The sequence below is a fragment of the Pseudomonas sp. A1230 genome, from assembly GCF_044218825.1.
Lineage (GTDB): Bacteria > Pseudomonadota > Gammaproteobacteria > Pseudomonadales > Pseudomonadaceae > Aquipseudomonas > Aquipseudomonas iridis.
In genome coordinates, this window is the sequence record NZ_CP162582.1 from 5,295,149 (window position 1) to 5,319,720 (window position 24,572).

The window sequence follows — 24,572 nt, forward strand, 5'->3', positions numbered from 1 at the left end:
CCTCAAACCAGGTAGTCGCGCAGGGCGTGCTGCACGCACGGTGTGTCGAGCAGCGAGCTGTTGTGGAAAAACTTGATGATGTTGCCCACCAGTGGGTGATGGCGATTGATCGGGAAGGCCAGACCGGTCATCTCTTCCTTGAGCAAAAGGCGCGTGCCTTCGCTGACCTGCAGGGCATCGATCAGGCGTAAATCGAAGGATTTCTGGATGTCGTTGGTCAGGTAATGGCCGATGAACACCGGCAGGATTTTCGCGATGGCTTCACGATCAGCCACGCTCGCGGTGTGCCAATAGATGCGCACCATCCGCGCCCAGAAACTGGAATGACGACCCTCGTCGAGCAAGTGGTCGGCCATCAGGCCTTTGATCGACGGCTTGACCGTATCGTCGCGGGCGAACGCCGCCACGTCGCCGGTCACGGTGTTCTCGGCGATGGCCACGCAGATCAGTTCCACGGCGCTGCGCAGATGTTCCGGCGCCAGCGCGACAGCGGCGGGAATCGCCCGGCTCAGTTCGATTTGATCCGGCAAGCGGATCGGCTCAATGCCGGTCATGGCGACCGTCTGCTGCATGAAATCCATCGCCACCAGCGCGTGGTAATCCTCGTCGACCACAACGGTCATCGCGTCGTAACGACAGGCGAACGGGAACGCTACGGCGAAGCGGTTCTTGGCAATGCTGCGCGCGGTCTTGTCGACGATTTCGGTCTCGAAAATCACCACGTCGTTGATGAACTTGTACAGCGTCTGCACCAAGGCGAAATCACGTTGCTGCGGGCATTCACGCAGGAATGTTTCGCTGAGCACCAGTGGTTGGCGACTGAGCGGATAGATCAGACGCTCGTCGTTTTCCAGAATGCGGCGCGGGCGCGTGCGGATGGTGGCGCGGCTTTCCCAGACATCTGCAAAGGACTGATAGTCGGCGGCGTTCATTGGGCAACCTCCGCCAACGGCTCGCGCATGCTCACGCGCAGGCCATCCCACAGGGCGATGCGGCTTTCGACGGCGGCGATGGCGCTGGCGTATACCTCGGCCTCGCGTTGCGGATCGCCATTGACCAGGCGCTCCAGCAACTGCTCCGCCGCCGGGCCGTGATCCTCGGAGTCGACCTCGATGTGCCGCTCCAGGTAATAGCGAAAGGTCGGCGCCTGCTCGATGCCGATGCCCCAGTCGTCGAGGATGCGCTGGAACATGGTCGGGATCACACTTTCGCGACCATGAAGGAAAGCGGCGGCCACGCTGTGCCCCGGCGCATGCAGGGCGGTGCGCAAGGTGTCACGGACGAATTGGGCAGCGGCCGGACCGACGTCGACACTTTGCAGCGCCACGTCATAACTCACGCCTTCCTTTTGCAGCGCGACGAAGCGTTCCGCCGCCGAGGTGCTAGCGCCGACTTCGCGCATGGCATCCAGATACAACTCGAAATGGCTGTAATGACCGTGGCTCAGGCGGTCGTCGGATTCCTCTCCGAGGACAATCTCGTTGATCAGGCGCGCAGCATGCGGATCACGCGGCGGCAGCCAGGGCAAACGGGTGCAGGTCAGTTCCTGCTGCAGGCGTTTGGTCAGTGACATGAAATCCCACACGGCAAACACGTGGCTTTCCATGAAACGTCGCAAAACAGTCATTGAATCAATTTCGGCAAAAATCGGGTGAGCGCTGAGCTCGGCTTTTTTCAGGGAAAGTTGGTGCTTTGTATTAGACATGACGGGGCTCTATCCTTGATATGAAATGGACAATACGTTGCAACTGCGTAATCGATGGAGCGGCGGTTCGTTAAACTTTTTTTCGGGCGAGCAGTGACCTCATGCAAGTTAATGAAGTTGAACTAAGCGTCTATGCGTACAGCGCGCTAGTCAGGCGAGGTATCGCCCTCTATTGCTCATGCTGTGGGGCTATGTGCGGCAGGAGAAGAGATCTCAAGCTCGGCGGAGAAAAACTAATACATCGGAAAACAACTTAACAAGTATATTTTTTAATTATTTTTAGTTGTCGTTTTTTCAAGTGTGAGAGTGTCCGATAAAACTCTTCGAGTAAGTTTTATTCAGGCGAAGTTGCTCCTTTCGGTCAATAAAGACCAAAATCGAATAAACAGAGTGAATGCCTCACTCGAAGCAACTTTTAAATTAAAAAAATTGAAGTTGTTTAAGGGGATGAAAGTTGGCCTGGAACGGCGCCGATCTTTCCTTTTCCCGTGACAAGGCTCCTTCCGTAGGTTCCTGTTGCGGGGACTGCGCCTTCAGTGCGGTGCGTCGCCCGTTCTTTATTGTGTTGGCGGTTCAAGACTGAGGGTAAATGGCCTTCACGGCTATTACCGATTGGTCACCGCGAGGCGTACCGATTTCGGGCTTGTTTGGCGCAGGAGGTTAGAGCGCAGGAGGGGATATGCCAGCGGATTCGTGCCCGTAGGGCGGGGGATTTGTAAGCGGGTTATTCGCCGGGCAGAAGCATAGCTCCCCTCCCGGCGTGCAGGGTCAGCGTGCGGCTTTGCGGTGTTGTGCTTCAGGGCTGGCGAGATAGCGGTTGATGACTTCAACACCGCGGTTGAGGTGCTGCTCAAGCAGCGCCACCGAGCGCTCGACATCACGCTCCATCACCGCTTGCAGCATGGCGCGGTGGTCGTCCTGAGACAGCTTGCCCAGGCCCATGGCCTCGAGGTTGAAGCGCAGGAAGCGCTCTTCTTCGTTGAGCCCGTCTTCGACCAGCCGTAATAGCCGCCGGTTGGGTGCCTTGCTGTACATCGCCATGTGCAATAAACGGTTGAGCCGGCCGATCTCCGTGTAATCGTGCTGGGTCTCGAGCTCGTCGATATACCTGGCCGCCTGCTCGTGATCGGCAGCGGTCAGCAGCGGAATGGATTGGCGCATGGCTTCGGACTCAAGCAGAATCCGCAGCTCGTAGGTTTGCGTGGCATCACCCTGAATCAGCGGCGCAACCACTGCGCCTTTGTGTGCGGTCACACTCAGCAGCGCCTGTGCCTCAAGCTGACGCAAGGCTTCGCGCACGGGCATGCGGCTGACCCCGAACAGATCGGCCAGATCCTGCTGGCGCAGGGCGGTACCGCAGGGCAAGCGTCCATCAAGGATGGCTGCGCGCAAGGTTTCTTCAATGATCGAGCGAGCCAAGTGTGCGGGAATGGGCCCATCGACTTTAATGCTCTGCAGCGGTTTGGGCTTCTGTGTCACGACTACGCACCCTGTATGTCGACTGAATTTGGATCCAAAGGACACTAGTGATTGCTCTACAGCTTGTCAAACCGTGTAGAGGATCGACGCCTGCAATACAGTTTAGCGCGGTCACGATGATCTCATGGTGCCATTGTTTTTTAACGGGCTAAGCTTCACCATCAAACGCTTTCCTTCCTGCCCTCTGGAAACCTGCTGTGGCGGTACGTTTCGTGATCCCTCGGATGATGCGCTGGCTAGGCTGCGCACTGTTGCTGGCCGGCCTCATGCTGGGCGGTCTGAATGCCGATTGGGATTTTTCCGCGATCAGCCGCAAGGCCACGGCGATCTACGGACCGCTGGGCGCCGGACAGCAGCGGATCGATGCCTGGCAAAATCTGTTGGCCACGCAGAAACAGGTCAGCGAAATGGAAAAACTCAAAGTGGTGAACCTGTTCTTCAACAAACAGGTGCGCTATGTCGAAGACATTGATCTGTGGCATGAGGTCGACTATTGGGAAACCCCCATCGAAGCACTGTGGAAAGGCGCCGGTGACTGCGAAGACTATGCGATCGCCAAGTATTTCAGCCTGCGTCATCTCGGGGTGTCCAGTGACAAGCTGCGCATCACTTACGTCAAGGCACTGCGCCAGAACCGCGCGCACATGGTGCTGACGTACTATGCCACTCCCGATGCCATGCCACTGGTGCTCGACAGCCTGATCGATCCGATTCAGCCTGCCTCCCAGCGAACCGATTTGCTGCCGGTCTACTCTTTCAATGCTGAAGGTTTGTATCTGCCGGGCGCCAAGGGCAACAAAAAGGTCGGCGACACCAAGCGCCTGTCGCGTTGGCAGGATGTGCTGAAGAAAATGCAGGCCGAAGGTTTCGCGATCGAAACGATTAACTAGGAGCACGCGCTCAGATGTCCTTGTTCAAACAGCTGTTGCTCGCTATCTGTCTGTTCCTGGTGGTCGCCTTCACCGGCAGCTTCATGGTCAGTCTGGAGAGCTCGCGTACCCAGTACGTCAACCAGTTGCGCTCTCACGCTCAGGACGCCGCCACGGCGTTGGCGTTGTCGCTGACGCCGAATATCGACGACCCGGCGATGGTCGAGCTGCTGGTCAGCTCGATTTTCGACAGCGGTTACTACGCGAGCATCCGCGTGGTCGATGTGAAGACCGACCAGACCATCGTCGAGCGCAACGGCGCGCCCACGGTGAGTAACGTGCCGGACTGGTTCGTCAAACTGATCGGTCTGGAGCCGGCCGGCGGTGATGCATTGGTCAGTCGCGGCTGGGAACAGGCCGCGCGGGTCGAGGTGGTCAGCCATCCGATGTTTGCCGTGGCCAAGCTGTGGCAGAGCGCGTTGGGCAGCCTCGGTTGGCTGTTGGTTTGCGGCGCCGTGAGTGCGGTGCTCGGCGCGCTGCTGCTGCGTCGCCAGTTGAAGCCGCTGGATTACATGGTCAAACAGTCCCACGCCATCGCCCGGCGTGAATTCCTCAGTCTGCCGGACCTGCCGCGCACCCCTGAACTTCGCCGTGTGGTGCAGGCGATGAACCAGATGGTCGAGAAGCTCAAGGCGCTGTTTCAGGAGCAGGCCGAGCGCAGCGAAAAACTGCGCGCCGAGTCCTATCAGGACAACCTCACGGGGCTGGCCAACCGGCGTTATTTCGAGATGCAACTGAACAATCGCGTGAGCAACGCGGAGCAGGCCAGCTCAGGTTATCTGCTGCTGTTACGGGTCCAGGATCTGGCCGGATTGAACCAGCGCCTGGGTGGTCAGCGCACCGATGAATTGTTGAAAGCGGTCGGCGAGCAACTGTCGCGCGAATGCGCCAAATACCCGGAAACCCAGAATCTCGTCACGCGTATTCGTGGCGGTGAGTTTGCCGTGCTGGCGCCGGGCCTGGTGCGTGAGGAAGCGCTGCAACTGGCGCAGAACCTCGACAGTGCCCTGAGCAGCCTCCACGCCACCGGCGCAACTGACGTGGCGGCGGTAGCCTCGATCGGTCTTGCACCGTTTGCACACGGTGATTCACCACAAGCGGTGCTCAGTCTCGGCGATCAGGCATTGGCCCAGGCCGAAGGGCAGGGCGAGCAGAACTGGGCGTGTATCGATCACAGCCTGAACGCCGATGTTGGCGACGATCACCATGCCTGGCATCGCTTGCTTGACCAGGCTCTGAGTCAGCAGCGCTTCGAGTTGTATTTCCAGCCAGTGGTGGCCGCGCAAGACACGCAACTGGTGCTGCATTACAAAGTGCTGTCGCGCTTGCTCGACGAGCAGGGCCAGACCGTTCCGGCCGGCCGCTTCTTGCCGTGGCTGGAGCGCTTCGGCTGGACCGCACGGCTCGATCGCCTGATGCTGGAGCGTGTGCTGGAGCAGATGAAAGAACATGAGGATTCGTTGGCGCTGAACCTGTCTTCGGCTACGTTGGCGGACCCACAGGCATTGAACAAAATCTTCGAGATTTTGCGGATGCATTCCAACCTCGGCCCACGCCTGACCCTTGAGATCGGCGAGGAGCAATTGCCTGAACAAGCGGTGCTGGAGCAATTGACCCGGCGTCTGCGTGAACTGGGTTTCTCCCTGAGCCTGCAACGTTTCGGCGGACGCTTCAGCATGATCGGCAACCTGGCGCGGCTAGGGCTGGCGTACTTGAAGATTGATGGCAGCTACATTCGGGCGATTGATCAGGAGAGCGACAAGCGTCTGTTTATCGAAGCCATCCAGCGCGCGGCGCACAGCATTGATCTGCCGCTGATTGCCGAGCGGGTCGAGACGGAAGGGGAGTTGTCGGTGATTCGCGAGATGGGCTTGTATGGGGTTCAGGGGCAGTTGTTGGGTGAGCCCAAGCCTTGGAAGTAAATCTCAAGATTTGAAAGCGAAAAGATCGCAGCCTTCGGCAGCTCCTACATTGGAATGCGTTTCCTGTAGGAGCTGCCGAAGGCTGCGATCTTTTGCTTCTAAATCAACCCGCCCTCATCCTCATCAATCAACTGACTCAACCCGCCCAATGCCTCACGCGCCTGAGTCCGATCCATCAGCTTGGCCTGGGCCGCTTCCGGCAGGTCGGTGACGCGGATCACACCTTTGCTGGTCAGCACCTGAATCAGGTCGTCGAGTACCCGAATCATCTCAAAGTCGCTCTGCTTGAGCTGTTTGAGGCTGTTTTCCACGGCTTCGTTGGCGTACCAGGCCTGGATTTCATGGTGGTCGGCCGGCAGCGTTTCCGTGGCCTCGGCGTAGGCCGCAGCTTCCACGCGAATCAACTCACCTTGCGCATCGCGTTGCACGTAAAACATTGGGCATCCCTCAGATATGAACCAGCGTCATGCTGTCAGCAGCATAGCCAACTGCGCGCAAGTATGCGGTGCGGCGACCCAATCGTCACCGCTGCGCTCATCACAAACGTGACGGCCGCCCTGGAAGGGCGGCCGTTTTTTACGTGGATCAGCTGTTGTTGTGGTCGACTTTGATGGTCGGGTCGCTGCCGGCAATCAGGTTGTGGATGTTGGCGCTCGACCAGTTGTTGCCTTCCAGTTTGATCGTCACGTCCGGCGTTGCTGCGGCGGCGTCGCCCGAGTTGAACTTGCCTGCCGAGCTGACTTGCAGCGACGACGTGCCATCGACCGTGGTGATCTTCAGGAAGTTGTCGATGGTGCTGCCGGTTTCGCCCTGCAACAGATCACGCAAGTCGATACGGTCACCTTCGCTGGCCTTGAAGTCCTTGATCACGTCGCTGCCGGTGTCGCCCGCCTTCCAGACGAAGGTGTCGGCACCGGAACCACCGATCAGGATGTCATTGCCCTGACCGCCGATCAGCGTGTCGTTGCCGGTACCGCCCAGCAGGATGTCATTGCCTTTGCCGCCGTCGAGCAAATCGTTGCCGCCCGAGCCGAACAGGATGTCATTGCCCGCGCCGCCCAACAGGGTGTCGTTGCCGTCATGCGAACCGGACACATCGAACGCCTGATAGTGCTCGGTGATGTACTGGTGCACATTGCTGGTGCTGACTTTGCTGACCTCGACGCCGGTTTCCTTGGCGACGAACGCCTGCATTGCCTGGTAACCCTCGCCGGCAATGCCGTTGAAGCTCACCAGATCGCCGAACAGGATGTCGTTGCCGGCACCACCGTTGACGGTGTCGTTGCCCGGCATCGTCGCTTCGGTGTGGCCGATGATCGAGTTGGCCAGGTCTTTCGGATCAATGTTGGTTTGCGGCGTCTTGTCCGAATCGTACGGTTTCAGGTCGTTGAGGCTGACACCGCTGTTAAGGCCGATGGCTTCGACGTTCGACAGGTTGCTGAGCAACGAGAAGCTGCTGCTGGAGTTGGCAGTGGTGTAGTAATCGGTGCTGTTACCGCTGCCCGCCAGGCCGGAGAACTCGTAGGTGCCGTCGCCCTGGGCGTGCAGTGTGCCGCTGAAGTTCTGGTACGACCAGCTGCCGCCCGACTTGGTCCAGACCTTCACAGAGCCGTTCGCGCTGATATCGATCTGGTGCGAGCTGTCCGGATACAGGCTGACGGCGGTCCCCAACTTATAGTTGGTGGTGGTGATCAGGCTATCGAGGGTTTTGTTGCCGTACAGGTACGGGTTGGTCGATTCGCCGGTCTGGTAGTAGGTCGGCTGGCCATCGGTGATGAAGTACGTCAGGTTCTTCGCACCAGTGTTGGCTACCGCTTCGGTGCTTTGGAAGAAGTTGGCCGTAGTTTTGAACACGTCCTCGTAGTTGGTACCGCCGCCGGACGTCATGGAGTCCAGCACGGCCTTGAGCTGGGTCAGCGCGCTCGGATCGTTGAGGTTTACCGACACCGATTTATTGACCTGGGCATCGAAGTCCACCAGGAAGATGTTCACCGTGCCCGAGTTGCTGCCGCCCAGGCTCTGCTTGAGGGTGTTGAACACCGAGGTCAGCGAGTCCTTGGCCGAGTTGAGCGACGAGGTGCTCATACTGCCGGAGCTGTCGACCATGAACGCGATGTTGTAGTTGGTGCCCGGCACTACGGTCAAACCGCCGATGTCGGCAACAATGATGTCGTTGCCATCGGTACCGACGACATTGTCATCAGCCGAAGTCGCGGTAATGGCGTTGTAGACCGCCGGTACCACGGTGACCGGAATGGTCGCAGTGCTGCTGGCCGAACCGCCCACGGCTTCGGTGGAGGTCGAAGTCACGGTCAGGTTGAACTGGCCGTTGTAGTAGGTGGGCGGGGTCACGGTCAGGCTACCGAGGCTCCAACCGGTGACGTTGGCTTCGCCGTTGCTCGCGGTGACGGTGAAGCTATGGCCGGCGCCGTCGCTCAGTACCGAACCGACCGGTGCGCCGCTGATCTTCACGCTCAGGGTTTCCGAGCCGTCGGTGTCGGTCAGCGCGGTGTTGATCGCCGACAGTTTCACCGTGGTGCCTTCGGCGCCGGTGTTGAGTTTGTAGCCGTCGTAATAGCCTTCGCCGTTAGTACCGTGCAGGTCGGAGACGGTCACGCCGGAGTTCACCAGATCCTGCACGCCGGTGTAGATCGGCACGCCAGCGCTGCTCAGGTCAATTGGCGTGCTGCCGTTGACCGACAGGTTCACGTCATAGCTGCCCGGGCCACTCTGGTTGTGGTGGTAGATGTCCAGGGTGTAGTAGCCGCTGGTGGTCGGGGTGAACGAACCGCTGATCGCGCCGCCCGCGCCCCAGGTACCCGACGCCACGTTCTTGCCGCCGATGGTGATCAGCAGGCTGTCGTCGGCCACACCACTGAAGCTGTAGGTCTTGCCGGCTTCCAGGTAGATCAGGCCCGACGTTTTCGATGCGGTGCCAGCCGTCACGCTGCCGTCGGACTGCACGTTGGTCACGCTGCCGCTGGAGTTAGGCGTACCCGCGCCGTCGATCACGTTCTTCAGGGTGGTCGAGTCTGCGCCGTTGCCGTTGGTGCCAAGGCCCGACAGACCGGTCCAGACTTCCTTGATCAGCCCGGTCGACCTCACGCTATTGTCGGCGACGCCCAGAGTCGGAGCGTCCGCCACTGGCGTGATGTCGATCTTCACGGTGCCGGTATTGCCCAGCAGTTGGCCGTCGGTTGGCTGGAACTTGATCTGCGCATAGTCGGCCTGGTTGTTGCCCATGCCGGTGCCGCCATAACCGTTCACGCCCGACTCGTTGGCGTCAGGCATGAAGCGCAGCTTGCCAGCGTCGATGTCAGCCTTGCTGAAGGTCTGGTTGTTGGCGACGTCTTTCCAGGTCGAACCGTCGAGGTACTGCAGTTTGCCTTCACCCGGCAGTTGGGTGATTTTCACCCCGAGGCTGCTGGCCGGGCTGTCAACGTCGGTCACGCCGAAGGTCGACCAGCCCAGGATCAGCGGGGTGTCTTCGGTGCCGGTGACGTTGATCGGCGCTGCAACCGGTGCGTCGTTCACCGCCACCACATTGACTGTGGTGGTTGCGGTGTTGGAGTAGTTGCCGCCATCGGTCACGGTCACGGTGATGATGCGCGGCACGGTGCTCGGATCTTCACTGTTGTTGGTGAAGCTGATGTTCTTGATCGCCTGCATGTAATCGGCAAGCGTCGCGTTACCCGACAGAGTCAGGGTGACAGTGCCGTTGGTGCTGATTGCATTGATCGTGATGCCGTTGACGCTGTTGCCCAGATTCAGCGCATCGCCGTCCTGACGGTTGGTCAGCACAACGGTAGCGCCGGTCAGCATGGTGCTGTCCGGGTCGGTGATTCTGATATCGGTGTCGGCTATCGACACGCCGGCGCCCGGTGTGTTCTCGGTAAAGGTCACCTTGTAGTCGGCCCCGGTGGCGCCGCTGGAGTTGTTGGCGTCCAGATCGATAACCGGTGGCGCATCGTTGTCGATGATCGAGGTGCTGACGCTGCCATTGGTGGTGCTGACCGCCAGATTCTCGAAGTTCCCGCCAGTGGCCGAGTCGATCTTGACCACGAAGTTCTCGGTGCCTTCGGTGATCTTGTCATCGAGGGTCGCGACGTTGAACTGCGCGCTGCTGGCGCCGGCCGGGATCTTCACGGTGTACACGCCAGTGAAGTCCGAACCGTCGGCAGCGGTGCCGCTGTAGACGATTTTCAGGGTCACCTCGGTTTGCGCCGGGTGCGTCAGGCTGACGGTATAGCTGGCGGTCTGACCTTCAGTTACCGAGGTGCTGCCGGTGATGCTGGCAGTCGTGGTGTCGATGGTGTCGGTGACGCTGGTCACGGCCGGAGTCGTGCTCGGCACCAGTTTTTCGAAGTTGCCACCTGTGGCGGTGCTGATCGTTGCCTGCACGGAACCGGCGTCTCTGTAGACGTCATCGGCTGGCGCAGGAACGGTCACGGTGCCGGTGGTCTTGCCAGCGTCGATGGTGATGACCGAGCCGTTACTCAGAGTCACGGTGACTGGCGAACCAGCAGCGTTGGTCAGCGTCGCGGTGTAGGTGATTTGGCCACCCTCGGCCACGCTGCCGGTCGCGGTCAGCGACAGGTTGGTGGTGTCGACGGTGTCGGTTACGGTGGTGCTGACCGGGGTTTTGTCGGCTACGAGGTTTTCGTAGTTGCCGCCGGTTACGTTGGTGATCGAGTTGGTGATTGGCGCATGACCAGTCAACACATCGTTCGGCGCAACGAAGGTCGCGGTGCCAGTGGTCTGGCCGACGCCGATAGTAATCGTCTGACCGTTGGCCAGTGTCACGACGACAGGCGAGCCGGTGACTGGAGCACCGACAGTGGCGGTGTAGACGACGTTGCCGCCTTCAGCCGCTGTGCCGGTGGCGGTCAGCTTCACGGTGGTGGTGTCGATGGTGTCGGTGACGCTGGTCACTGCTGGAACAGTGCTTGGCACCAGGTTTTCGAAGTTGCCACCTGTGGCGGTGCTGATCGTTGCCTGCACGGAACCGGCGTCTCTGTAGACGTCATCGGCTGGCGCAGGAATGGTTACGGTACCGGTGGTTTTGCCCGCTTCGATGGTGATTACAGAGCCGTTGCTCAGAGTCACGGTGACTGGCGAACCGGCAGCGTTGGTCAGCGTTGCGGTGTAGGTGATTTGACCACCTTCGGCCACGCTGCCGGTCGCGGTCAGCGACAGGTTGGTGGTGTCGACGGTGTCGGTCACGGTGGTGCTGACCGGGGTTTTGTCGGCTACGAGGTTTTCGTAGTTGCCGCCGGTTACGTTGGTGATCGAGTTGGTGATCGGCGCGTGACCGGTCAACACATCGTTCGGCGCAACGAAGGTCGCGGTGCCAGTGGTCTGGCCGACGCCGATAGTGATGGTCTGGCCGTTAGCCAATGTCACGACGACAGGCGAGTCGGTGACTGGAGCACCGACAGTGGCGGTGTAGACGACGTTGCCGCCCTCAGCCGCTGTACCGGTGGCGGTCAGCTTTACGGTGGTGGTGTCGATGGTGTCGGTGACGCTGGTCACTGCTGGAACAGTGCTTGGCACCAGGTTTTCGAAGTTGCCACCGGTGGCGGTGCTGATCGTTGCCTGCACGGAACCGGCGTCTCTGTAGACGTCATCGGCTGGCGCAGGAATGGTTACGGTACCGGTGGTTTTGCCAGCGTCGATGGTGATGACCGAGCCGTTCGACAGGGTCACGGTCACTGGTGAGCCAGCAGCGTTGGTCAGCGTCGCGGTGTAGGTGATTTGACCACCTTCGGCCACAGAACCGGTCGCAGTCAGCGACAGGTTTGTAGTGTCGACAGTGTCGGTCACGGTGGTGCTGACCGGGGTTTTGTCGGCTACGAGGTTTTCGTAGTTGCCGCCGGTTACGTTGGTGATCGAGTTGGTCAGCGGGGTGTGACCGGTCAACGCGTCATTCGGCGCAGTCGTTATCGCAGTGCCAGAGGTTTGGCCGACGCCGATGGTGATGGTCTGACCGTTAGCCAGGGTCACAACAACCGGCGAACCGGTGACTGGAGCACCGACAGTGGCGGTGTAGACGACGTTGCCGCCTTCAGCGGCTGTACCGGTGGCGGTCAGCTTCACGGTGGTGGTGTCGATGGTGTCGGTGACGCTGGTCACTGCTGGCGTCGTGCTCGGCACCAGGTTTTCGAAGTTGCCACCTGTGGCGGTGCTGATCGTTGCCTGCACGGAACCGGCGTCTCTGTAGACGTCATCGGTCGGCGCAGGAATGGTCACGGTGCCGGTAGTTTTGCCAGCGTCGATGGTGATGACCGAGCCGTTCGACAGGGTCACGGTCACTGGCGAACCAGCAGCGTTGGTCAGCGTCGCGGTGTAGGTGATTTGACCACCTTCGGCAACAGAACCGGTCGCGGTCAGCGACAGGTTGGTGGTGTCGACAGTGTCGGTCACGGTGGTGCTGACCGGGGTTTTGTCGGCTACGAGGTTTTCGTAGTTGCCGCCGGTTATGTCGGTGATCGAGTTGGTGATTGGCGCGTGGCCAGTCAATGCATCGTTCGGCGCAACGAAGGTCGCGGTGCCAGTGGTCTGGCCGACGCCGATAGTAATCGTCTGACCGTTGGCCAGTGTCACGACGACAGGCGAGTCGGTCACTGGTGCTCCGACGGTAGCGGTGTAGACGACGTTGCCGCCTTCAGCCGCTGTGCCGGTGGCGGTCAGCTTCACGGTGGTGGTGTCGATGGTGTCGGTGACGCTGGTCACTGCGGGAACAGTGCTTGGCACCAGGTTTTCGAAGTTGCCACCGGTGGCGGTGCTGATCGTTGCCTGTACTGAACCGGCGTCTCTGTAGACGTCATCGGCTGGCGCAGGAATGGTTACGGTACCGGTGGTTTTGCCCGCTTCGATGGTGATTACAGAGCCGTTGCTCAGAGTCACGGTGACTGGCGAACCAGCAGCGTTGGTCAAGGTGGCGGTGTAGGTGATCTGGCCACCCTCGGCAACAGAACCGGTTGCCGTCAGCGACAGGTTGGTGGTGTCGACGGTGTCAGTCACAGTTGTCGAAACAGGCGTCTTGTCAGCCACCAGATCTTCGTAATTACCGCCGCTCACCTCGGTGATCGCATTGGTAATCGGCGCATGACCAGCCAACGCGTCGTTTGGCGCAATGGTGGTCGCGGTGCCAGTAGTCTGGCCGACGCCGATGGTGATGGTCTGGCCGTTAGCCAAGGTCACGACAACCGGCGAACCCGTTACTGGAGCACCGACAGTTGCGGTGTAAGTGACAGTGCCACCCTCAGCCGCCGATTCGGTCGCGGTCAGTTTGACAGTGGTGGTGTCGATGGTATCGGTAACGTCGGTCACGGCCGGAACGGTGCTTGGCACCAGGTTCTCGAAGTTACCGCCAGTGGCAGTCGAAATGGTCGCTTCGACTTTGCCCGCGTCTTTGTAGACGTCATCGGTCGGCGCCGGAACGGTCACGGTGCCGGTGGTTTTACCCGCTTCGATAGTGATTACCGAGCCATTGCTCAGAGTCACGGTCACTGGCGAACCAGCAGCGTTGGTCAGGGTCGCGGTGTAGGTGATTTGACCACCCTCGGCCACGCTGCCGGTCGCGGTCAGCGACAGGTTGGTGGTGTCGACGGTGTCAGTCACGGTTGTCGAAACAGGCGTCTTGTCAGCCACCAGATCTTCGTAATTACCGCCGCTCACCTCGGTGATCGCATTGGTAATCGGCGCATGACCAGCCAATGCGTCGTTTGGCGCAATGGTGGTCGCGGTGCCAGTGGTTTGGCCAACGCCGATGGTGATGGTCTGACCGTTAGCCAAGGTCACGACAACCGGCGAACCCGTTACCGGCGCGCCGACAGTTGCGGTGTAAGTGACAGTGCCACCCTCAGCCGCCGATTCGGTCGCGGTCAGTTTGACAGTGGTGGTGTCGATGGTATCGGTAACGTCGGTCACGGCCGGAACGGTGCTTGGCACCAGGTTCTCGAAGTTACCGCCAGTGGCAGTCGAAATGGTCGCTTCGACTTTGCCCGCGTCTTTGTAGACGTCATCGGTCGGCGCCGGAACGGTCACGGTGCCGGTGGTTTTACCCGCTTCGATAGTGATTACCGAGCCATTGCTCAGAGTCACGGTCACTGGCGAACCAGCAGCGTTGGTCAGGGTCGCGGTGTAGGTGATTTGACCACCCTCGGCCACGCTGCCGGTCGCGGTCAGCGACAGGTTGGTGGTGTCGACGGTGTCAGTCACGGTTGTCGAAACAGGCGTCTTGTCAGCCACCAGATCTTCGTAATTACCGCCGCTCACCTCGGTGATCGCATTGGTAATCGGCGCATGACCAGCCAATGCGTCGTTTGGCGCAATGGTGGTCGCGGTGCCAGTGGTTTGGCCAACGCCGATGGTGATGGTCTGACCGTTAGCCAAGGTCACGACAACCGGCGAACCCGTTACCGGCGCGCCGACAGTTGCGGTGTAAGTGACAGTGCCACCCTCAGCCGCCGATTCGGTCGCGGTCAGTTTGACGGTGGTGGTGTCGATGGTATCGGTAACGTCGGTCACGGCCGGAACGGTGCTTGGCACCAGGTTCTCGAAGTTGCCGCCAGTCGCTTCCTTAATGGTGACTTCGACTTTGCCAGCGTCTTTGTAGACGTCATCGGCAGGTGCCGGAACGGTCACGGTGCCGGTGGTTTTACCCGCTTCGATAGTGATTACCGAGCCGTTGCTCAGAGTCACGGTCACTGGCGAGCCAGCAGCGTTGGTCAGGGTCGCGGTGTAGGTGATCTGGCCACCCTCGGCCACAGAACCGGTTGCCGTCAGCGACAGGTTGGTGGTGTCGACGGTGTCAGTCACAGTTGTCGAAACAGGCGTCTTGTCAGCCACCAGATCTTCGTAATTACCGCCGCTCACCTCGGTGATCGCATTGGTAATCGGCGCATGACCAGCCAACGCGTCGTTTGGCGCAATGGTGGTCGCGGTGCCGGTAGTCTGGCCGACGCCGATGGTGATGGTCTGGCCGTTAGCCAAGGTCACGACAACCGGCGAACCCGTTACTGGAGCACCGACAGTTGCGGTGTAAGTGACAGTGCCACCTTCAGCTGCCGACTCGGTCGCGGTCAGTTTGACGGTGGTGGTGTCGATGGTATCGGTAACGTCGGTCACGGCTGGAACGGTGCTTGGCACCAGATTCTCGAAGTTGCCGCCAGTGGCAGTCGAAATGGTCGCTTCGACTTTGCCCGCGTCTTTGTAGACGTCATCGGTCGGCGCCGGAACGGTCACAGTACCGAACGTTTTGCCGGCATCAATGGTGATCACGGCACCGTTGCTCAGAGTCACGGTCACTGGCGAGCCAGCAGCATTGGTCAGGGTCGCGGTGTAGGTGATCTGGCCACCCTCGGCCACGCTGCCGGTCGCGGTCAGCGACAGGTTGGTGGTGTCGACGGTGTCGGTGACGTTTGTCGAAACCGGGGTTTTGTCAGCCACCAGATCTTCGTAATTACCGCCGCTCACCGCGGTAATCGAGTTGGTGATTGGCGCATGACCAGTCAACGCGTCATTCGGCGCAGTCGTTGTCGCAGTGCCAGTGGTCTGGCCGACGCCGATGGTGATGGTCTGACCGTTCGCCAAGGTCACGATAACCGGCGAACCCGTTACCGGCGCGCCGACAGTTGCGGTGTAAGTAACAGTGCCACCCTCAGCTGCCGACTCGGTCGCGGTCAGTTTGACGGTGGTGGTGTCGATGGTATCGGTAACGTCGGTCACGGCCGGAACCGTGCTTGGCACCAGATTCTCGAAGTTGCCGCCAGTGGCAGTCGAAATGGTCGCTTCGACTTTGCCCGCATCTTTGTAAACGTCATCGGTCGGCGCAGGAACGGTCACGGTACCAGACGTCTTGCCAGCTTCGATGGTGATCACAGCGCCGTTCGACAGGGTCACCGTAACCGGCGTGCCGGCCGGGTTGGTCAGCGTCGCGGTGTAAACGATCGAACCGCCTTCAGCCACCGAATCGGTCGCAGTCAGGTTCAGGTTGGTGGTGTCGGTGGTGTCCGAAACCGCGGTGTCAGCGGGCTTGCCGTCGATAGCGAGGTTTTCGTAGTTGCCGCCGGTGGCGCCGTCGATGGTCACGCTCAGGGAGCTGCCGCCAGCCAATGGGCTGTTCGGCGCGACGAAGTTCACAGTGCCGGTGGTTTCGCCCACGGCGATGGTGATGGTCTGGCCGTTGGACAGGGTTACCACGACTGGGGAGCCGGTCACCGGTGCGGTCACGGTTGCGGTGTAGACCACGGTTTCGCCTTCGGCGACGTTCGCGGTGGCGCTCAGCGACACGGTGGAGGTGTCGATGGTGTCGTTGACGGTGGTCACGGCCGGCACAGTGCTCGGCACCAGGTTTTCGAAGTTGCCGCCAGTGGCAGTCGAAATGGTTGCTTCGACTTTGCCGGCATCTTTGTAAACGTCATCGGTCGGCGCAGGAACGGTCACGGTACCAGTGGTTTTGCCCGCCTCGATCGTGATCACCGAGCCGTTCGACAGGGTCACGGTAACCGGCGAACCGGCAGCGTTGGTCAGGGTCGCAGTGTAAGTGATCTGGCCGCCTTCATTTACCGAACCGGTGGCGCTGAGCGACAGGTTGGTGGTGTCGGTGGTGTCAGTTACGGTTGTGCTGACCGGGGTTTTGTCGGCTACGAGGTTTTCGTAATTACCGCCGGTTACGTCGGTGATCGAGTTAGTCAGCGGTGCATGACCGGTCAACACATCATTCGGTGCGGTGGTGCTCACGGTGCCAGTGGTCTGGCCAACGCCGATGGTGATGGTCTGACCGTTGGCCAGGGTTACCACAACAGGCGAACCGGTAACCGGTGCACCCACAGTCGCTGTGTAAGTAACAGTGCCGCCTTCAGCCGCGGATTCTGTCGCGGTGAGTTTGACGGTCGAGGTGTCGATGGTGTCAGTAACGTCGGTCACGGCTGGTGTGGTGCTTGGAACCAGGTTCTCGAAGTTACCGCCAGTGGCAGTCGAAATGGTCGCTTCGACTTTGCCCGCATCTTTGTAAACGTCATCGGTCGGCGCCGGAACGGTCACGGTACCAGACGTCTTGCCAGCTTCGATGGTGATCACAGCGCCGTTCGACAGGGTCACCGTAACCGGCGTGCCGGCCGGGTTGGTCAGGGTCGCGGTGTAGGTGATCTGGCCACCCTCAGCCACGGAACCGGTCGCAGTCAGCGACAGGTTTGTAGTGTCGACAGTGTCGGTCACGGTGGTGCTGACTGGAGTTTTGTCAGCTACGAGGTTTTCGTAGTTGCCACCGGTTACGTCGGTGATCGAGTTGGTGATCGGCGCGTGGCCAGTCAATGCATCGTTCGGCGCAGTCGTTATCGCGGTGCCAGTGGTCTGGCCGACACCGATGGTGATGGTCTGACCGTTGGCCAGGGTCACGACCACAGGCGAACCGGTAACCGGTGCACCCACAGTCGCTGTGTAAGTAACAGTGCCGCCTTCAGCCGCGGATTCGGTTGCGGTGAGTTTGACGGTCGAGGTGTCGATGGTGTCAGTAACGTCGGTCACGGCTGGTGTGGTGCTTGGCACCAGGTTCTCGAAGTTACCGCCAGTCGCTTCCTTAATGGTGACTTCGACTTTACCAGCGTCTTTGTAGACGTCATCGGCTGGCGCAGGAACGGTCACGGTGCCGGTGGTTTTACCCGCTTCGATAGTGATTACAGAGCCGTTGCTCAGAGTCACGGTGACTGGCGAACCGGCAGCGTTGGTCAGGGTCGCGGTGTAGGTGATCTGGCCACCCTCGGCAACAGAACCGGTCGCATTCAGCGAAAGGTTGGTGGTGTCGACCGTATCGGTTACCGAAGTCACGGCTGGGGTTTTGTCCGCCACCAGATTTTCGTAATTGCCGCCGCTGGTGCCGTCAATCTTCACGCTCAGGGTGTTGCCACCGGCGAGTGCATCGTTCGGAGCAGTGAAGTTGACGCTCCCGCTGCTGGCGCCGACCGGGATGGTGATGGTCTGGCCGTTGGACAGGGTCACGACAACCGGGGAGCCGGTGACCGGCGCGGTCAAGGACGCGGTGTAAACCACCACGCCACCTTCAACGGTGCTCGCCGTGGCGGTCAGCGAAACGGTGCTGTTGTCGATGGTGTCGGTAACGTCGGTGACGGCAGGGGTCTTGTCGACCACCAGGTTCTCGAAGTTGCCGCCGGTGGTCGTGGTGATGCTCGCGTCGACTTTGCCGGCGTCCTTGTACACGTCATCGTCGGGAGCTGCGACGGTGGCGGTGCCGGTAGTCGCGCCTTTGGCGATGTTGATCACCGCGCCGTTGCTCAAGGTCACGGTCATGGCCGTGCCGGCTGCATTGGTCAATGTGGCGGTGTAGATGATCGAGCCGCCCTCGGCGACCGAACCGGTCGCGCTCAGGCTGATATTGGTGGTGTCGACGGTGTCGGTCACGGTGGTGCTGACCGGGGTTTTGTCAGCGACCAGATTTTCGTAGTTGCCGCCGGTCACGTTGGTGATCGAGTTGGTCAGCGGTGTATGGCCGGTCAATACGTCGTTCGGTGCGGTAGTGGTCGCGGTGCCTGTGGTCTGGCCCACGGCAATGGTGATGCTCTGGCCGTTGGCCAGGGTCACCACGATAGGTGAACCCGTCACGGGGGCGCCGACGGTAGCGGTGTAGATGACGCTGCCACCTTCAGCCGCGGTTTCGCTGGCGGTCAGTTTGACGGTGGTGGTGTCGACGGTATCGGTCACGTCGGTGACGGCCGCAACGGTGCTCGGCACCAGGTTCTCGAAGTTGCCGCCGGTAGCATCCTTGATGGTCACTTCGACTTTGCCGGCATCCTTGTAGACGTCATCGGCTGGCGCAGGAACGGTCACGGTGCCGGTGGTTTTACCCGCTTCGATAGTGATTACAGAGCCGTTGCTCAGAGTCACGGTCACTGGCGAACCGGCAGCGTTGGTCAGTGTCGCGGTGTAGGTGATCTGGCCACCCTCGGCCACGGAACCGGTCGCCGTCAGCGACAGGTTGGTGGTGTCGGTGGTGTCAGTCACGGTGGTGCTGACCGGGGTTTTGTCGGCCACGAGGTTTTCGTAGTTGCCGCCGGTTACGTCGGTGATCGAGTTGACCAGCGGTGCATGGCCGGTCAATGCATCGTTCGGGGCAATCGTTGTCGCGGTGCCGGAGGTCTGGCCAACACCGATGGTGATGCTCTGGCCGTTAGCCAGGGTCACGGTCACTGGAGAACCCGTCACCGGTGCACCGACAGTCGCGGTGTAAGTGACGGTGCCACCTTCTGCAGCGGACTCGGTCGCAGTCAGTTTTACGGTCGAGGTATCGACGGTGTCGGTAATCTCAGTGACGGCTGGAACGGTGCTCGGCACCAGGTTCTCGAAATTGCCGCCAGTCGCCGTGGCAATGGTCGCTTCGACTTTGCCAGCGTCTATATAGACGTCATCGGCAGGCGCCGGAACGGTCACGGTGCCGGACGTTTTGCCGGCCTCAATGGTGATCACGGCACCGTTCGACAGAGTCACGGTGACTGGCGAGCCAGCAGCGTTGGTCAGGGTGGCGGTGTAGGTGATCTGGCCACCCTCAGCCACAGAACCGGTCGCCGTCAGCGACAGGTTGGTGGTGTCGGTGGTGTCAGTCACGGTGGTGCTGACCGGGGTTTTGTCAGCGACCAGATTTTCGTAGTTGCCGCCCGTCACGTTGGTGATCGAGTTGGTGACCGGGGCTTGGCCAACCAATGCATCGTTCGGTGCGGTGGTGGTCACGGTGCCAGTGGTCTGGCCGACGGCGATGGTGATGTTCTGGCCGTTGGCCAGGGTCACGGTCACTGGAGAACCCGTCACCGGTGCACCGACAGTCGCGGTGTAAGTGACGGTGCCACCTTCTGCAGCGGACTCGGTCGCAGTCAGTTTTACGGTCGAGGTATCGACGGTGTCGGTAATCTCAGTGACGGCTGGAACGGTGCTCGGCACCAGGTTCTCGAAATTGCCGCCAGTCGCCGTGGCAATGGTCGCTTCGACTTTGCCAGCGTCTATATAGACGTCATCGGCAGGCGCCGGAACGGTCACGGTGCCGGACGTTTTGCCGGCATCAATGGTGATCACGGCACCGTTCGACAGAGTCACGGTGACGGGTGAGCCAGCAGCGTTGGTCAGGGTGGCGGTGTAGGTGATCTGGCCACCCTCAGCCACAGAACCCGTTGCACTCAGCGACAGGTTGGTGGTGTCCGCGACGTCGGTCACGGTGGTCGAAACCGGCGTCTTGTCGGCCACGAGGTCTTCGTAGTTGCCGCCGGAAACGCCGGTGATCGAGTTGGTCAGCGGTGCATTACCGGCCAGCGCATCGTTCGGCGCGGCAGCCGTCACGGTGCCAGTGGTCTGGCCGACGGCGATGGTGATGCTCTGACCGTTGGCCAAGGTCACGACAACCGGCGAGCCGGTCACTGGCGCACCAACAGTGGCGGTGTAAGTGACGGTGCCACCTTCCGCCACCGAAGTATCAGCGGTCAGTTTCACGGTCGAAGTGTCGACGGTGTCAGTGACTTCGGTCACCGCGGGCGTGGTACTCGGGACAAGGTTCTCGAAATTGCCGCCGGTAACCGTGGCAATGGTCGCTTCGACTTTGCCGGCGTCTTTATAGACGTCATCAGCAGGCGCCGGAACTGTCACGGTGCCGGTGGTGTTGCCAGCGTCGATAGTGATGACAGAACCGTTCGAAAGGGTAACGGTCACTGGCGTGCCAGCCGGATTGGTCAGGGTCGCTGTGTAAATGATCGAACCACCTTCAGCCACCGTGCCGGTCGCGGTCAGGCTCAGTCCGGTGTTGTCGACCGAGTCGGTAATGGTGGTCACTGCTGGCGTCGGGTTCGGTACCAGGTTTTCGAAGTTGCCACCGGTAGCGCCGGTAATGGTGGTGCTGACAGTGCTGCCATTGTTGTAGACGTCATTGGCCGCAGTCGGCACGTTGACGGTGCCGGTGGTCTGGCCCGCGTCAATGGTGATGGTCGAGCCATTCGACAGGGTGACGGTGACCGGCGTTTGCGCCGGGTTGGTCAGGGTCGCGGTGTAGGTGATCTGGCCACCCTCGGTGACGCTGCCGGTCGCGGTCAGGGTCAGGCCGGTGTTGTCGACCGAGTCAGTGATGGTGGTCACTGCTGGTGTCGGGTTCGGCACCAGGTTTTCGAAGTTGCCGCCGGTAGCGCCAGTGATGGTGGTGCTGACAGTGCTGCCATTGTTGTAGACGTCATTGGCCGGGGTCGGCACGTTGACGGTGCCGGTGGTCTGGCCCGCATCAATGATGATGGTCGAGCCGTTCGACAGGGTGACGGTGACCGGCGTTTGCGCCGGGTTGGTCAGGGTCGCGGTGTAGGTGATCTGGCCACCTTCGGTGACGCTGCCGGTCGCGGTCAGGGTCAGGCCGGTGTTGTCGACCGAGTCGGTAATGGTGGTCACTGCTGGCGTCGGGTTCGGCACCAGGTTTTCGAAGTTGCCGCCGGTAGCGCCAGTGATGGTGGTGCTGACGGTGCTGCCATTGTTGTAAACGTCGTTGGCCGGGGTCGGTACGTTGACGGTGCCGGTGGTCTGACCCGCGCCGATGGTGATGGTCGAGCCGTTCGACAAGGTGACGGTGACCGGCGTTTGCGCCGGGTTGGTCAGGGTCGCGGTGTAGGTGATCTGGCCACCTTCGGTGACGCTGCCGGTCGCGGTCAGGGTCAGGCCGGTGTTGTCGACCGAGTCGGTAATGGTGGTCACTGCTGGCGTCGGGTTCGGCACCAGGTTTTCGAAGTTGCCGCCGGTAGCGCCAGTGATGGTGGTGCTGACGGTGCTGCCATTGTTGTAAACGTCGTTGGCCGGGGTCGGTACGTTGACGGTGCCGGTGGTCTGACCCGCGCCGATGGTGATGGTCGAGCCGTTCGACAAGGTGACGGTGACCGGCGTTTGCGCCGGGTTGGTCAGGGTCGCGGTGTAGGTGATCTGGCCACCTTCGGTGACATTCGGCCCCGCCGTCAGAGTGACGGTGGTGGTGTCGATTGTGTCGGTAACCTGAGTCGTGGCCGGTGTGGTCGGCGGCGTCACGGTGATGCCGTTGCCGCCGGTGGTGCCGGTGACGGTCACGTCGATCTGGGTCGGGTCGTTATAAACCGAGTCGTTCGGTGCCAGCGGTACGTTGACGGTACCGGTGGTCGAGCCGGCCGGAATGACAATCACCGAGCCGTTGGACAGGGTGATGGTCAGGTCGGTGAGCGGCGCCTGGGTCAGGGTCGCGGTGTACACCAGCACGCCGCCGGCTTCGGTGATGGTCGGCGTTGCGCTGAGGCTCAGGGTCGAATCACGCAGGGCATTCGTCGTGGTGTCGGTGTTCTGGCCCCCGGTGATGTTCTGTGCAGCCTGACCGGCCGAATTGATGCCCGCCGTCGGGAAACCAATAGTCGGATCAACGCGATCTGCCGTGGCGTCGAGCATCACGAAACTATGACCGCCGCCGGCTGCACCACCCGTACCTGCGGCGCTTGGGCCGGCAGCGGTGGCTTCGAGTGCGGTAGTCGGGTCGACACCGGCGGCGATGGCCTGCTGCAGTTCTTCTACAGACGGCGCAGCCTGCGCGGTGGCTTCGGACAGGTCAGTGCTGGAGTCGGGCGCGCTGGCGCTCCATTGGGTTTCACGACCCAGATCCAGGGTGCGGCCATCAGCCAATTCAAGTGTTACAGCGCCGGAAAGACCGGTGTCGATCTGATCGCCGACAAACAGTCGGTCGCCCTCAACGAGCACGCGGCGTACGCCCTCTGGGGACACCACGAATACCTGACCAACAATGCTTTTGACGATGGCAACAACACTGCTCATTGAAGACTCTCCGGGTGTCACGTTCAGTTGACTTCCATGAACCTGAAGGCATGGATGCCAATTCAGTCTGGACGTACTTTAAAAATGTGCGAAAAAAGTTTTGACGCTTCTAATCGTCAATAATTTGGCTATAATCTTTCGATATTAACTTTATGCCAAACTATTGACCTTCTGGGTGCCATCCTAAACAATCGTCCCACTAATGTCACATTGATATTCCGCGGCGACCTGTCCTTTTGCATGTGAACCAGTTCCTGTTTTGAACTTTCCGACATACGGTCAATCCAGTCGCCAATCATCCGACACAGCAGCACGTTTAGCTGTGATTCAAGACAAGAAGTTCTGGGAAATTTTTACCATGCGTTTGCCTCTCTTCATGGCTGTACCCTTCGCTCTCGCCGCCTCTTTCGTACAAGCACAATCCTTACCAGAAGCCATGCAGCAGGCACTGGATGTCCATCCGGAAATCCAGGCGGGGGTCAACAGTCGTTTAGCCGCGGATTATCAATTAAGAGCAGCCAAAGGTGGATACCTGCCCAAGGTCGATCTGCTGGGCGGTTATGGCCGTGAAGGCACTGACAGCGTGACCACCCGCGCCAACAGCGGCGGCAATCACTGGGAAACCCTGAACCGTAGCGAGTCAAGTTTACGTCTGTCGCAAATGGTTTTTGACGGTTTTGCGACTTCCAGCGAGGTTGGGCGTCAACAAGCCACCGTTAATTCACGTGCCTACTCTTTGCTGGGTACTTCCGAGCGCACCGGGCTGACAGTTGCCCAGGTTTATCTGGATGTACTGACCCGTCGCGAATTCGTGCGTCTGGCCGAGGACAACCTCAAGAGCCATCAGCGCATCTACGACCAGATCCAGTTGCGCACCCAGCGTGGCGTCGGCAGCGGCGCGGACCTTGATCAGGCCGAAGCGCGGATGGCCCAGGCGCGCAATAATCTGATCACCGAGCAGACCAATCTCACTGACTCGGAAACCAATTTCCTCAGCGCCGTTGGCCAGATGCCGGATCAACTGGAGCGTCCGGCGCCGTTCATGGCGATGATGCCGGCCAACCTCAATGAAGCGCGTCAGCAGATGCTGGAGAACAGCCCGATCCTGCGGTCGGCTGAGTCTGATATCGCCGCTGCCGAGAAGCAGTACGAAACCGCGAAGTCGACCTTCTACCCACGCTTCGACGCCGAACTGGGCCGCACCGCCGACAACGATCTGGACGGTCAGAACGGCCACAGCAACGAATGGCAGGCCATGTTGCGCATGCGCTTCAACCTCTATTCGGGCGGCAGCAACAAGGCCGATCTGGAATCCAAGTCGTACCTGTCGAACCAGGCGCTGGATATCCGCAACAACGCCCTGCGTCAGCTGAACGAAGAACTTGGCTTGGCCTGGAATGCCCTCAACAACGCCAACGCTCAGGTGCCGATCGCCCAGCAGTACGTTGATCACAGCACCTCGGTGCGCACTGCTTACCAGCGTCAGTTCAGCCTCGGCGAGCGTACCCTGCTCGATTTGCTCGACAGCGAAAACGAGTTGTTCACCGCTTCGCGGCGTCTGGCTGAAATCAAAAACATTCAGTTATTTACTCAGTATCGAATCAAGGCGACCATGGGCGAGTTGCTCAGAAGCCAGGGAGTGGTCGCGCCGTTGGCATCCGTTGTGCAGAACGACGTGAAGCCCAAGGTTCAGCTGCCTGGGATGAATTGAGT

Annotated in this window: 8 protein-coding genes; 3 read left to right on the forward strand and 5 right to left on the reverse strand. The window is 60.4% G+C overall.

The annotated features are described in order from the left end of the window. Positions 1 to 2: 2 nt before the first annotated feature. The 3 genes from AB4P97_RS24815 to AB4P97_RS24825 all read right to left on the reverse strand — a co-directional run bounded on the left by AB4P97_RS24815 (position 3) and on the right by AB4P97_RS24825 (position 3,184). Entirely contained in the window at positions 3 to 932 is a 930-nt protein-coding gene (locus AB4P97_RS24815) for a diiron oxygenase (RefSeq protein WP_395601734.1), read from the reverse strand. Beyond that, positions 929 to 1,705, reverse strand: coding sequence for a DUF3050 domain-containing protein (locus AB4P97_RS24820; protein ID WP_395601735.1), 777 nt, complete (start codon positions 1,703 to 1,705; stop codon positions 929 to 931). The genes AB4P97_RS24815 and AB4P97_RS24820 overlap by 4 nt, the downstream gene beginning before the upstream one ends. A gap of 768 nt (positions 1,706 to 2,473) precedes the next feature. Beyond that, positions 2,474 to 3,184, reverse strand: coding sequence for a GntR family transcriptional regulator (locus AB4P97_RS24825; protein ID WP_042557021.1), 711 nt, complete (start codon positions 3,182 to 3,184; stop codon positions 2,474 to 2,476). A gap of 197 nt (positions 3,185 to 3,381) precedes the next feature. On the opposite strand from AB4P97_RS24825, the gene lapG reads away from it, so the two are divergent. Then, positions 3,382 to 4,074 carry a cysteine protease LapG gene (gene lapG, locus AB4P97_RS24830; protein WP_115148447.1) on the forward strand — a complete coding sequence of 231 codons (693 nt, stop codon included), beginning with the start codon at positions 3,382 to 3,384 and terminating at the stop codon, positions 4,072 to 4,074. 14 nt (positions 4,075 to 4,088) lie between these two features. Continuing rightward, positions 4,089 to 6,035, forward strand: coding sequence for a cyclic di-GMP receptor LapD (gene lapD / locus AB4P97_RS24835; RefSeq protein ID WP_395601736.1), 1,947 nt, complete (start codon positions 4,089 to 4,091; stop codon positions 6,033 to 6,035). Positions 6,036 to 6,133: 98 nt separating this feature from the next. Here lapD and AB4P97_RS24840 read toward each other — a convergent pair whose 3' ends face one another. Both AB4P97_RS24840 and AB4P97_RS24845 read right to left on the reverse strand, forming a co-directional pair. Next, complete coding sequence (locus AB4P97_RS24840) at positions 6,134 to 6,472, reverse strand: hypothetical protein (protein ID WP_042557024.1); 339 nt, start codon at positions 6,470 to 6,472, stop codon at positions 6,134 to 6,136. Between the two features lie 148 nt (positions 6,473 to 6,620). Then, a complete protein-coding gene (locus tag AB4P97_RS24845; RefSeq protein ID WP_395601737.1) occupies positions 6,621 to 22,859 on the reverse strand; it encodes a LapA family giant adhesin in 16,239 nt (5,412 codons plus the stop codon). Between the two features lie 358 nt (positions 22,860 to 23,217). Between AB4P97_RS24845 and AB4P97_RS24850 the strand changes: the two genes are divergently transcribed. Further along, positions 23,218 to 24,570, forward strand: coding sequence for a TolC family outer membrane protein (locus AB4P97_RS24850; protein WP_395601738.1), 1,353 nt, complete (start codon positions 23,218 to 23,220; stop codon positions 24,568 to 24,570). Positions 24,571 to 24,572: the final 2 nt, after the last annotated feature.

Coding starts and splice junctions, on each gene's coding strand:
- AB4P97_RS24815 (WP_395601734.1), bottom strand. CDS start 932: ATGAACGCCGCCGACTATCAGTCCTTTGCAGATGTCTGGGAAAGCCGC.
- AB4P97_RS24820 (WP_395601735.1), bottom strand. CDS start 1,705: ATGTCTAATACAAAGCACCAACTTTCCCTGAAAAAAGCCGAGCTCAGC.
- lapD (WP_395601736.1), top strand. CDS start 4,089: ATGTCCTTGTTCAAACAGCTGTTGCTCGCTATCTGTCTGTTCCTGGTG.
- AB4P97_RS24840 (WP_042557024.1), bottom strand. CDS start 6,472: ATGTTTTACGTGCAACGCGATGCGCAAGGTGAGTTGATTCGCGTGGAA.
- AB4P97_RS24845 (WP_395601737.1), bottom strand. CDS start 22,859: ATGAGCAGTGTTGTTGCCATCGTCAAAAGCATTGTTGGTCAGGTATTC.
- AB4P97_RS24850 (WP_395601738.1), top strand. CDS start 23,218: ATGCGTTTGCCTCTCTTCATGGCTGTACCCTTCGCTCTCGCCGCCTCT.